Source organism: Methanolobus chelungpuianus, assembly GCF_024500045.1.
In the GTDB taxonomy this organism is placed as follows: domain Archaea; phylum Halobacteriota; class Methanosarcinia; order Methanosarcinales; family Methanosarcinaceae; genus Methanolobus; species Methanolobus chelungpuianus.
Genome location: NZ_JTEO01000001.1, coordinates 115,635 through 128,250 on the forward strand (window position 1 = coordinate 115,635; position 12,616 = coordinate 128,250).

The 12,616-nt window shown below is 51.3% G+C and carries 8 protein-coding genes; all 8 read left to right on the plus strand.

The window, feature by feature from the left end; translation table 11 throughout:
- Window positions 1–45: 45 nt before the first annotated feature.
- The 8 genes from PV02_RS00625 to aglJ all read left to right on the plus strand — a co-directional run bounded on the left by PV02_RS00625 (window position 46) and on the right by aglJ (window position 12,525).
- Complete coding sequence (locus tag PV02_RS00625; RefSeq protein WP_256621386.1) at window positions 46–1,746, plus strand: metallophosphoesterase; 1,701 nt, start codon at window positions 46–48, stop codon at window positions 1,744–1,746.
- Entirely contained in the window at window positions 1,743–4,403 is a 2,661-nt protein-coding gene (locus PV02_RS00630) for an AAA family ATPase (protein ID WP_256621387.1), read from the plus strand. The genes PV02_RS00625 and PV02_RS00630 overlap by 4 nt, the downstream gene beginning before the upstream one ends.
- A 134-nt stretch (window positions 4,404–4,537) precedes the next feature.
- Complete coding sequence (locus tag PV02_RS00635) at window positions 4,538–5,359, plus strand: hypothetical protein (protein WP_256621388.1); 822 nt, start codon at window positions 4,538–4,540, stop codon at window positions 5,357–5,359.
- A 25-nt stretch (window positions 5,360–5,384) separates the two neighbouring features.
- Window positions 5,385–8,909: a chromosome segregation protein SMC gene (gene smc, locus PV02_RS00640; RefSeq protein ID WP_256621389.1), complete on the plus strand. Its 3,525-nt coding sequence runs from the start codon at window positions 5,385–5,387 to the stop codon at window positions 8,907–8,909.
- The gene (locus PV02_RS00645; protein ID WP_256621390.1) at window positions 8,906–9,745 is read left to right on the plus strand and encodes a segregation and condensation protein A; all 840 of its coding nucleotides are present in this window, start codon (window positions 8,906–8,908) and stop codon (window positions 9,743–9,745) included. The genes smc and PV02_RS00645 overlap by 4 nt, the downstream gene beginning before the upstream one ends.
- A 17-nt stretch (window positions 9,746–9,762) precedes the next feature.
- Complete coding sequence (gene scpB, locus PV02_RS00650; RefSeq protein ID WP_256621391.1) at window positions 9,763–10,866, plus strand: SMC-Scp complex subunit ScpB; 1,104 nt, start codon at window positions 9,763–9,765, stop codon at window positions 10,864–10,866.
- Between the two features lie 149 nt (window positions 10,867–11,015).
- Window positions 11,016–11,567, plus strand: coding sequence for a TATA-box-binding protein (locus tag PV02_RS00655; RefSeq protein WP_256621392.1), 552 nt, complete (start codon window positions 11,016–11,018; stop codon window positions 11,565–11,567).
- Window positions 11,568–11,586: 19 nt separating this feature from the next.
- Entirely contained in the window at window positions 11,587–12,525 is a 939-nt protein-coding gene (aglJ, locus tag PV02_RS00660) for an S-layer glycoprotein N-glycosyltransferase AglJ (RefSeq protein WP_256621393.1), read from the plus strand.
- Window positions 12,526–12,616: the final 91 nt, after the last annotated feature.

Here is a 12,616-nt window from a genome sequence, read left to right on the forward strand (position 1 = left end):
TATAATGGAGAATATTATAATATTCCTGTTATTTGTATGTTCTCCTTGAGCCCGATATCCTCTTCCGAAGGCAGGACGATGCTTTTAACAGGCAATCTTAAAAACGGGGAGTGCATATCATATGCCACGATGGATGAAATAAGGATAATCCACACAGGGGATACTCATTTAGGTTACCGCCAGTACCACAGTGAAGTGCGCAGGCAGGATTTTCTCGATGCATTTGCAAAGGTCATAGATGATGCTGTTGCAATGAAGGTCGATGCTGTAATTCATGCGGGCGATCTTTTCGATTCCAGGAACCCGACCCTGGATGACATACTGGAGACAATGAAACTGTTCTCCCGGCTGAAGGATGCACGGATACCTTTACTCGCGGTGGTGGGCAATCACGAGAGCAAGCAGAGTACGCAGTGGCTCGATCTCTACGAGAGCATGGGACTTGTCATACGTCTTGGCATCACTCCTTACACGCTGGGTAATGTGGCTGTATATGGGATAGACCACGTCCCCAAGTCTCGCATTCCTATGTTTGACTATTCTGTATTCCATTCTGATAATACTATGAATAATGCTGCTTCTGCCGAGCACAGGCTGCTTGTCATGCACCAGATGATGAAGCCCTTTGCTTTCGGGGAATGGGATGTGCAGGAAGTCCTGAACTCTCTTCCGTTCAAAGTCGATGCCGTGCTTCTTGGCGATAACCATAAGCATGAGATAATCCTCCTGAGTGAGACCTGGGTGACATATTGCGGCAGTACGGAGCGCAACGGCATCTCCGAGCTTGAGCCCCGCTCCTATAATATCGTCACAGCAGGCAGTGAGGGTATCGAGATAAGTAAAAGGATGATACCTACCAGGGATTTTGTGTTCATACCTGTCAGCCTCAGCAAGGGATCTGAAGCTTACGAGGAAATATTCTCCGCCATCAAGGAGCGTGATGTGGAGGATAAGGTAGTGTTCGTGAATATCTCTGGGGATCCTGAAATAAAGGTGAAGTTCAGTGAGATAGAGGAATTCCTGCTCTCACGCAAGGCCCTGGTACCTGGCATAAGGGACCTGAGGACAGGCGATATTTCCGTAGAAGACCCTTCGTTATCTTTCTGTTTTACGGACCCCGATGAGGCTGTCAAAAAGGAGCTAAGGGGGATGCACCTGACCCGGGGTGGCCTGATGCTGGATGAGATAATCCGGGACCCTGTGGTGGTAAAGAGCAGGGTAGACACTGAAGTGGAAGACCGGCTTGGCGAACTGCTCGAGGGGATGGATTTCACGGACAAGGTGGATGTCCCTAAAAGGCCGGCACTGCAGGAGGATGGGTATGAGGAAGCCCTGACCCCCGGATCCCCGGAAGAAACTGCGGCTGCTGCAGAAGGGATCATCGAACCTGTCAGGGCAGATGACCTTTATGCGGTGCCAGTCAGGGAACAACAAGAACCGGCACCGGAAGCTGCAGCAGGGGTTACAGGGAATGAAGCTGAAAGGCAGTTCCCGGATGCAAGTGGATCTGCAGGCGTCAAAGGGGCGGCTTCAGAGCACGCGGCCCCAACAGGCAGCCAGCAGCAGCTGACCCTTATCGGGAACAATAACCAGGACTATCCGGCCAGGGAGAGTGACATTCCGGAAAGTGATCCCCTCAAGAGTACCCCGGAGCCTGTTCCGGAAAAAGGACCGGAGATGCCTGAAGATAAGAAACATAAGACCGCCTCCGGACCACGGCAGTATAACCTTGGTGACTACCTATGAGGATAAAACGACTGAAGATAGAGAATATCAGGAGCTATAAGGAGCTTGATCTCTCCTTCCAGGACGGCGTTACTGTAGTCTCCGGGGTCAATGGGAGTGGTAAGTCCAGCCTCCTGGAGGCCTGCTTTACCTGCCTTTTCGGAAGCAAGACGCTGGACAAGGACTTTGTAATATCGGATATCATCCGCAAAGGCGCTACAAAAGCTTCCATTACTCTTGAGTTCGAGCAGAACGGCCATGACTATTCAGTGGAGCAGTTCTTCAGGAACGATCCCGAGAAAGGGCGCGCTTCAAACACCGGTGCTATTCTCAGGAGGGACTCGGAGATCCTTTTCGACCAGCCTACCCGCACCTATGATGCTATCCGCTCCCTGCTCAGCATGGACGAAGAAGCGTACAGGAACTGCGTTTACATCAGACAGGGTGAGATCGACGTACTGATAAACTCCAAGCCGAAGGACAGGCAGAAGATGATAGATGACCTGCTGCAGCTTGGAAAACTGGAGGAGTACAGGGAGAGGGCGTCAAGTGCACGCATAGGGGTCGGGCGCCACCAGAAAGATACTGAGCGCCGTATCAGGGAGGTGGATGCAGCTGTCAGGGCCATAGAGGATTCAAACCCTGCAGAGAGGCTTGCAGAGTTGCGGACCCTTTCCGGGAACCTCGAGAGGGAGATATTCTCGCTCAATGAGAAGAGAGATCGTGCGCTCTCATTGAAGGAGGAGACCTTAAAGAAGATAGCGGAGTTCAGGGAACTGGCAGCAAGGAAAACTTCTGTCCAGTCCCAGGTAAAGGAACTTGCCGAGAAGAAGGATCGCGCCTACCTGCAGATAGGGTCTGCTGAGAAGAGTATTATCTCCGCAAGGAACGCCCGGGAAGGGATACTGGACAGGATACGGGAAACACGTTCAGGTCATGGCTTTGAAGATGGTGATCTGGAGGTCATCCTCTCGGGTATAGAGTCCGGCGAGCGCTCTCTGAGGGACCGCATGAGCGGTATCAGCAAGAACAGGGCAGTCCTTGAGAAGGAACAGTCCAATCTTGCCGAATCCCTGGCAGAGAACAGGAAGCAGCTTGGAGAACTTGAGAGGTCGGTCTCACAGGGAAAGGAAAAATTAGCAGGCCTGCAGTCAGAAGCAGAGGCAGCACGCGCCAGGATCGTGCAGCTTGAAGAGAAGAGATCCTCTGTTATAGCAAATCTTGAGCCCCTGGGATTGACAGTGGAAAAACTGGATAATATTGAGGAGATCTTCGACCTTGTCACAGACCAGCAAAAGAATCTCCACGGCAAGGAGAAAGAGCTCACGGTAAAGCTGTCTGAGATACAGGAGCGTATGAAAAGGTCCGGGGATCTCCTGAGCAAAGGCAAGTGTCCCACATGCATGCAGGACCTTAAAGGCTCATGCATTGAAGAATCCACAGCTGCGGATTCACAAAAAGCAAAAGAGCTTCAGGCAGAGATGGCTGCACTGAAGAAGAAGCAGGAAAGCCTGGACTCCAAGCTGGGCCGTGTCAGGGAGGCCCGAACCTACCGGAACGATATGGAAACAGCCGGCAGGGAGATCAAATCTCTGGAAGACACTATTAAAGGTCTTGAGAAAGTGGGCACAGAATACAGGTCCATGATAGCTGACTACGATAAGAGGAAAGAGGATCTGTCTTCCCGAAGGTCTCTTATTGAGGAATCCTCCGGGGGACTACAGGGCCGTATACAGGTGCTTAAGCAGGAACTTGAGGCAAGTGAAAAAGAGCATGCTACGTCAATGAAACTCATCGAGGCTGCCCGCAAGGTTCGTATGGACCTTCTGGAAAGCGACAGGATAAGAGCTGACATCTCCCAGACGGAGGAGAGGATCTCCGGCCTGAGGGAAATGATCTCTATCTTTGATTCCCAGATAGCTGAGAAGCAGGAGTCACTCAGGGAGATCGATTCCAGGAGCGGGGGTTTCGATATCGATAAGCTCCAGTCCCTCCTGAGGGACTACGAAGAAGCGTTCGGGGTCATAAGCTCTGAGATCGAAAGGCTGCACAAGGAAAGGGAAAGCGTGTCAAAGCAAGCCGGGATGCTTGAAAATGAGCTCAGGCGGCTTGAGGAACAAAAGGCGACCCTTGGCCGGCTGAACAACAGGGTGGAATATCTGAATGCCATCTATGCAGATGCCGAGGAGCTCGAGGCGATGTACATGCGCATCCGTTCCCAGTTACGTTCCAATAACATAGGGGCCCTGGATACTTTCATCAATGAGATATTCGCATTCATGTACACTAACAATGCCTACTCGCATGTCAGGCTTGATGCGGATTATAATCTGACGGTCTTCGAGAAGGACGGGACCTCCCTTGAGCCCCGGCTTCTCAGCGGAGGAGAGAGGGCCCTGTTCAATCTGGTACTGAGATGTGCAATTTATCGCCTGCTCTCCCTGGGTGTTGCAGGCAGGCAGGCGGGGCTTCCCCCGCTTATCATGGACGAGCCTACGGTTTTCCTTGACAGGGGGCATGTGAACCAGCTCATCAAGCTGATAGACATGATGCGCGATATAGGCGTTGGACAGATCCTTGTGGTCTCACATGATGAATCTCTGATAGACTCCGCAGATCATGTTTTCACTGTAGAGAAGGACCCGGTGACTAACAGCTCGTCAATCACAGCAAAATAATTTGAGTGATAAGGAAAGGCTTATTAACCATCTATATTAAAAAAGCAACCATAAGTTATATTATACTATTGTCCATATAATATATCAGTATTTTTGAAACACCTGAGGGACCGAATGGATCTGCGAGGCTTTGCATGAATGAGAACAGAGACTTTATCATTGAGCGGCTTGAACGCCAGTTGAAGGAAAAGGAAGCGGAACTCGAGGACATCAAGAGCACATTGCGTGATTCTATCCTCCGGGAGATACGCAGTGACCTTAAGAGTGATTTCGATATCAATAACCGCATTGTCAGCCTTGAGCACAAGATCCAGGCGCTGACCAGTAACCTCAACGGCGTAATGGATGAACTGCTCGACCAGAAGTCAATGATCCGGTCCCTGAGTGAGCTCTCGATGCCCAGGCAGAGGAAAGAAGAGGTCAAGTCACCAGCGCCCGTGGAGAAGATCGTGGAGAGGCCAGCAGAGAAAATTGCCGATCGTACGGAACCGAAGCTATACAGGCCTGAACCGGAGCCGGTAGCGGCTCCCCCAAGGGTAAGCCCTCCTCCAAGTGCTCCTATAATCACAGCACCGACAAGACAGTTCGTTCCTCCCCAGCCCGCAGTTCCGGCTAACAGGGCCAATGTCTCGGTCCGGTCAACAGAGCAGGCCCGGAACGATTCCCGTAATGCTGCTGCAAGGCCGGGAAATGTACGCCTGAATATCAGGGAAGTGGCTCCCCAGGCTGAACCCCTGCCTCCTCAAAGGCCGGAGCCCCATTCAGAGTACATAGTCGCAGAGACTGATGATGAGCGGCAGCTCCGCAAGACCCGTGCTCCACAGCGTAATTCATGTGACTATATAGTTGCTGAGGATGAGAATGCTGCAAAGCGCAGGCAGGCTGAGACGGAATACGAAACTGTCGAATCACGTGACAACGAAGATGCAGTGGTAACCATTACCCGCAGGAAATAGTCCTTTGTAAAGAAAGGGGAATCACGTGCATATTAAGGAAATTGAGTTCATAAACTTCAAGTCCTTCGGAAAAAAGGTCAGGATCCCTTTCTACGAAGGTTTTACCACCATATCAGGGCCAAACGGCAGTGGTAAATCCAATATAATAGATGGCATCCTCTTTGTGCTGGGACTCTCAAGCTCACGCACAATGAGGGCCGAGAAGCTGACGGATCTTATATACAACGGCGACAGTGCAAAAAAACCGGATTTTGCCCAGGTCACTATCAAGTTCGATAATTCTGACCATAAGATGCCTGTGGCAAGTGATGAGATCTCTATCACTAGGAAGATACGCGAGACAGATACGGGCTACTATAGCTATTTCTATTTTAACGGCAAGGCTGTGAGCCTCACAGATATCCATACCCAGCTGGCAAAGGCCGGGGTTACTCCCGAAGGCTACAATGTCGTGATGCAGGGTGACGTCACCCGTATTATCAATATGACGCCGGTGGAAAGGCGCAAGGTCATTGATGAGATCGCGGGTGTTGCTGAGTTCGACAGCAAGAAGGAAAGGGCCCTGAACGAGCTTGAGATCGTGCGTGAAAGGGTTGAGCGTGTTGATATCATCATAGAGGAGGTCGGCCAGCAGCTTGGTAAGCTCAAGGAGGAGCGCGATCAGGCACTCAAATACCAGTCCCTCAAGGCAGAGAAGATGAAGTTCGAAGGTTTCGTTCTCCTTGCCAAGCTCAAGGATGCAAGAACTGAGCTTAGTTCGGTCACTGCTGATATCGAAGCCAAGGAAGGCGTGCTTGAAAATCTATCCGCTGCGCTTGCAGAGAGGCAAAGCAAGGTGGAAGAGCTTGAAAAAGCCCTGGACGAGCTGACCTCCTCCATCCAGAAGACAGGTGAGGACGAGCAGATCCAGATTAAGAAGGAGATCGAAGGGATAAGGGGAGAGATGTCCCGCTGCAGGGACAGCATCGAGCTTGCAGACAACGAAGTGGAGGACATCGAAGCCAGGCGAAGGAAGACCTTTGTGGAGATCGATGAGCTCAAAGGCAAGCTTCAGACGCTGGACTCTAAGATATCAGAGGAATCCGAACGTAAGGACACTATCCAGGCCGAGATGTCCGAGCGCAGGACCCAGCGGATGATACTCCAGAGCAAGATCGCGGATGTGGATGCCAAGTTCGCACAGACACGGGATGAGATCTCCACTCTAAGATCGCAGCTGGAAACAGCGAAAAACGGGAAGAACGAGCTGATGCGCAGTGAGGACCGCCTGCTGGACTCCCTCAGAAGGAAATCCGCTGAAGTGCGTGATATCGAAAGTGAGATCGAGGACGCAAGATCGAAATCGCAGTCCTCCGAAAGTGACACCCTTTCGGTACAGTATGATATTGACAAGCTCAACGAGAAGATCGACTCCCTCACGAGGGACATTGACGATCTTGAGCGCAACCGCGCCCAGATACAGTCCGTGATAAAGGACCTTGAGGCCGAGCTGCGCAACTACGAGAAGGACTACGCCCGCATCGAGGTGCGTGTCAGGGGTGCCGAAGACCATAGCAGCTACTCAAAGGCTGTTGAGATGGTGATGAATGAGAAGAAGCACCATGGACTTCCGGGGATATATGGCACCATCGCAGAGCTTGGAAGCGTGGACCAGAAGTACTCCGCCGCCCTTGAGATAGCCGCAGGCGGCAAGATGCAGGCCGTGGTCGTTGAGAACGATGAGGACGCTGCAAGAGCCATTGATTATCTCAAGCAGAGGCAGGGCGGCAGGGCAACATTCCTTCCCCTGAACAAGATGGAGCAGCGCAGGCCCTATAAGGACCTCTCCGACAGGCAGGGTGTTGTTGGTTATGCCATAGATCTCATTGATTTTGACCCTAAGTTCGAGTCTGCCTTCTGGTACGTTTTCAGGGACACTCTGATCGTCGACACACTGACCAATGCCCGCCGCCTGATGGGTGGCCTGAGGATGGTGACCCTGGAAGGCGACATGGTGGAGAAGAGCGGCGCAATGGTTGGAGGCTCCAAGCAGCAGCGCTCCGGTCTTTCGTTCGCGGCTTCTGAGAAGGATAAGCTTGTGAAACTTGCCGAGAAGATAACTGAGTTCGATTCAAGGCGCAGTACTGCTATCAAGAAACTGGACCAGATCGAAGGGCACATCTCCCAGGTCAACCGTGAGATCAACGAACATGACAAGGAGATATCCAAGAAGGAGATGCACATCGAAGAGATAGCAGGAAGGGGTGAGCGCCTCACCCAGCTTATCGAATCCAAGAATGCCGAACTTGCGGCTATTGAAGAATCCCGTAAGCAGCTCAGGGAGGAAATGGAAAGGATAGTCTCTGACAAGGAGGAGAAGGGCCTGGCTGTGGAATCACTGGAAAGGGATATCGCCGTGCTTGAAGAAAAGCTTGCCGGCTCCCAGGTTCCTGAACTTAACCGCCAGGCAGAGCAGCTGGATGAGGAGATCAGGCGCCTTGACAACAGGGTACGTGATATTGAATCCGATATAAATGCGCTTAAACTCGACAGGGACTATTCCAACTCCAAAATGGAAGAGAACAGGGAGCTTATCAGGACAATGGAGGAGAAGAAATCCTCCCATAAGCAGCGTGTAAAGGAGCTTAAGGACCAGATAGAGGAGCTCGAGAAGTCCCTACTTGAGAAAAAGCAGCGTGAAGAAGAGCTTGCCGGAAAGCTGAAGGAACTGCAGCAGCAGCGTGCCAACCTCCACGAGGAGCACATAGCTGCTAGGAAGCAGCTGGATGCGACCAGGTCCAAATATGATGAGGCCCAGCGTCACAAAATGGCACTGGAAGCCACGAAAATTGCCCTGGATGAGCAGGTGGGCGAGCTGGGTGAGGAGCTGCAGAGGCGTGGTATCGAGGATACCGATGAAGTTCCCAATTACGAGACCGTGCGTACAAGGATAGCTTCCATAGAAAAGGCCATGGAGAGGCTTGAGCCGGTCAACATGAGGGCCATTGACGAGTACGATGAGGTGGAACTGCGGCTCAACGAGCTTGTCACAAGGCGTGACACCCTTTCCCGGGAAAGGGAGCAGATACTTGAAAGGATCCAGCAGTATGAGCAGCTTAAGAAAGATACTTTCATGACGACATTCCACGGGATCAACGGACCTTTCAAGGAGATATTCAACGAGCTTTCCGATGGTTCAGGGGAGCTTGTCCTTGATAGTTACGATGACCCCTTCTCCGGCGGGCTCACTCTGAAGGCGCAACCCCGGGAGAAGACCCTGCAGCGCCTGGAGGCTATGTCCGGAGGAGAAAAGAGTCTCACTGCCCTGGCATTCGTGTTCGCTATCCAGCAGTACCGTCCTGCCCCGTTCTATGCATTCGATGAAATAGACATGTTCCTTGACGGTTCCAATGCAGGAAAAGTTGCCCAGCGTGTCAAAAAGGCCGTGGAAAATGCCCAATTCATTGTGGTCTCCCTGAGGAAACCCATGATAGAGGCTGCCGAAAGGACAATAGGAGTGGCCATGCAGGAAAACAATATTACAAGCATCACAGGGGTGAAATTGCGTTGAGCGAACTTATTGAGGATATAGATCCGGATATAGGTATCCCTCTGGATACAATTCAGCCGATGGAGTCTGTCCTGCCGGGATTCATAGACCCTGAATTTATGGAAACTCTCAGGGGACTGGGCGTTGACAGTTCCCGGATAGAGTTCTCGGAGGATGTGCTCAGCGAGCCTGTGGAGATACTGGTCAATCTTGCTAAGAACGGGGATATCAATCCTTGGGATATCGATATAGTTAATGTGACTGACATATTCCTCGAGCGTATAGAGCAAATGCAGATGATGGACCTGCGCATCTCGGGCAGGACACTGCTGTATGCCTCTATTCTCCTGAGGATGAAGTCCACAGGTATTATCCAGGAGGAACAGGAGGACTATGGGTTCGAAGATTTAGGGGATGACCTTGACTTCTATGATGTGGATGATTATCCCGTGCCAAAACTTCCCATCCGCCGCCAGGCAGCACGCCCGGTAACCCTACAGGAGCTTATACTTGAGCTTCAGAAAGCTGAAAAGGTGGAGACCCGAAGGAAAGACCGCAGCATCCGCAGGAGACTTGAGGAACGCTCTGCCGTAACCACTGATGAGGTGCTGGGTATCGCCCACGAAGAGGACATCCTGGGACGTGTCAAAAGCCTCGGGGAGAAGCTCAGACATGAGCTTGAGAGCCAGGAGTTCGTGAAGCTCTCCGATCTCCTGGGCGAGGACCGATCCGAGAACATAATGACCTATGTGTCCCTGCTTTTTCTTGCAACCGAGAAGAAGATATGGCTTACGCAGAGGGAACTCTTTGGCGAGCTGTACGTGTATCCTTTCAGTGGAGGCACTGAGGCAGTATAAAGAGGTGCACTGCAAGAATGAGTGACAGGGAAGCAATCGAGGCGGCTCTTTTTGCTGCCGGTTCGGCTATTGATGCTGCAACACTGGCAAGACTGATCAACAAGCCCAAAAAGCAGGTCGTTCCAATAGTCAGGAGCCTGATCGATGATTATGCGGCACGCGAAAGTGGTATCGAGATACTCGATATTGGAGAACGCTACGTGATGCAGGTAAAACCGGCCTACACGGATATAGTGCGTCCATTCGCGCCCAAGGAGTTGAGCGCCCCGATGCTGCGCACCCTTTCCATGATAGCGTATCACCAGCCTATTGTCCAGTCGGACCTGATAGACCAGCGGGGTAACTCCGCTTACGATCACATACGTGAGCTTAAGGAGAGAGGGCTCATCGAGGCAGTTCCCCACGGCAGGACCAAATTGCTGAAAACGGCTCCCCTGTTTGCGGATTATTTCGGGCTTGAGTCCAATGACCCTGAGCTTATCAAAAAGAAGATCGTGGAGCTTTCCAGACAGCAGAGCGGACAGAGCGGTCTCAACAAATGGCTTGGGCGCAGGTTCGTAGGAGTCACTCCCATGTACGAGTCCCTTATGGAGATGTGCGGCATCCGTGAATACCGGGTCATCAATGCCTACGATCCCACGGAAGAGGAACTGGAGGAGCTTGCCGATATCTACAAGCTTGTGGTCTCCAGGGGCTACAGGGAGCGCGTCAGCAGGTACTATGACGGCGAGATCATAGAAGTGGGCTCCACGACATTCAGCGACCTGACAGAAGCCATGAAGGCCCTGGAAAATGTTTCCGATCCTGAGAAAGTGAGGGAAAGTATCGTTCTTATAGAGGACCTTGAGGAAAGGTATGTTTCAAAGGCCCTTGTTTTCAGTAAAAAGGTCAAGCCCGCAACCGAGATGGTCGCCCGTATCGTGAAGGACCTGAGGCTCGGGGTATCATCGGAGGGTATAGTGATAGCTCCTGATTACGGCCTGTCGGGCGGAGGCATCAATGTGAGTGAGGGAGCCGATATACTTGTCCCGACACACAGGAATCTGGACGGCAGCCTTATTGAGCGTGTGTGCAGCAAATATGACTCTGTTCTTGGAGGCCTCAAAAAACTTGAAGGGTGAATACTTTATATAGGATGTTGTCCTGTCTATGCATAGGTGGGTCATGCATCAGTTAAATGCATTTATTTAAAAAGATATATAAACAAGAGGGTATAAGTTTATATATTGAATCGCTGAATATAACTCCGCTTTAAATACGAGGATATACCATGTCAGATTATAACATCAAGATCGAAAATGTAGTAGCGTCTACAAAGCTTGCAGAAGAGTTCGACCTTACCAAGATCGAGGCCGAATTCGAGGGTGCAGAGTACAATAAGCAGAAATTTCCCGGCCTCGTTTACAGGGTTTCCGACCCGAAGGCTGCATTCTTGGTGTTCACATCTGGAAAAGTGGTATGCACAGGCGCGAAGAATGTAGATGATGTCCATACCGTTATCGGCAACATGGCCAAAAAGCTCAACGCGATCGGCATCAAGACCATCGAGAAACCTGAGATAACCGTGCAGAACATAGTCGCTTCAGCAGACCTGCAGGCAGTCCTTAACCTGAATGCAATAGCTATCGGTCTTGGTCTTGAGAACATCGAGTATGAGCCCGAGCAGTTCCCGGGGCTTGTGTACCGCATCGAAGACCCCAAGGTAGTAGTGCTCATCTTCAGCTCGGGCAAGCTGGTGGTCACCGGCGGCAAGTCCCCTGAGAACTGTGAGCAGGGTGTTGAGGTCGTAAGGCAGCAGCTTGACAGCATGGGTCTCCTCTAAGCGGACAAGTGTGAGTACATTGTCGAATGAAGAAGTGTGTGTCCTGATACCCACACTGAACGAAGAAGCCACCATCGGACAGCTGATAAGGGATTTCAGGTCCGAGGGCTTCGATAATATCCTCGTCATCGACGGTCACAGTGCTGACGATACACGCCGCCTGGCTGAGGCCGAAGGCGCACGTGTCATCGTCCAGAACGGCAAAGGTAAAGGTCAGGCCATCCAGGAAGCGTTTACTATTATCAACAGTGAGTATGTTGTGATGGTGGATGGAGACGGCACCTATCTTGCAAGCGATATACACACTATCATGAAACCTCTCCTGGACGGCACTGCCGATCATGTTATGGGTAACAGGTTTGCGGATTATGAGGCCGGCGCTTTTACTAAACTTAACCATTTTGGTAACAGGGTGCTTAACAAGCTTTTTGGTTTTGCTTACGGCGAATGGCTTGATGACATCCTGACAGGTTACAGAGGCTACACCCGCAAGGCGGTAAAGTCTTTTGAGCTGAGGGAGGTAGGTTTTGAGATAGAGTCCGAGATGACCATCGACAGTATCAAGAAAGACCACCGGATAAAGGTTGTCCCGATATCGTATCTCAAAAGGCATCATAAGGCTGACACCAAGCTCAACCCGCTCAAGGACGGCGCCAGGATAGCCAAGACCATATACCGGATGGCGAAACTGCATAACCCCATGTTCTATTTCGGTATCATGGGTGTGGCATTCATGCTGGCGGGTCTTGTCACAGGTCTTTTCGTGGTCCTCCAGTGGGTGCAGGGCGTGACCCGCATACCTCTTACAATACTGACTGCCATCCTTCTTCTTGCAGGCTTCCAGATGTTCTTTTTCGGGATGCTTAGCGATCTGATCGTTTCCCTTCACAGGGAGAATATGCGCACCTTCCGTAAACTTGCGGAGGATATTGATTCCCTGCAGGAAAAAAAGGAATAACTGGCGCAGCTATACTTTCCTATTTCTTCAACCCCTTTTCACATGATCTTTTTCTTTCCGATTCGTTACTTTTGGAGGAGGATGCCTGCCT

Bases quoted from the DNA above. Each gene is read 5' to 3' on its own strand.
- PV02_RS00630 (WP_256621387.1), top strand. From the start codon at position 1,743: ATGAGGATAAAACGACTGAAGATAGAGAATATCAGGAGCTATAAGGAG.
- PV02_RS00635 (WP_256621388.1), top strand. From the start codon at position 4,538: ATGAATGAGAACAGAGACTTTATCATTGAGCGGCTTGAACGCCAGTTG.
- scpB (WP_256621391.1), top strand. From the start codon at position 9,763: ATGAGTGACAGGGAAGCAATCGAGGCGGCTCTTTTTGCTGCCGGTTCG.
- PV02_RS00655 (WP_256621392.1), top strand. From the start codon at position 11,016: ATGTCAGATTATAACATCAAGATCGAAAATGTAGTAGCGTCTACAAAG.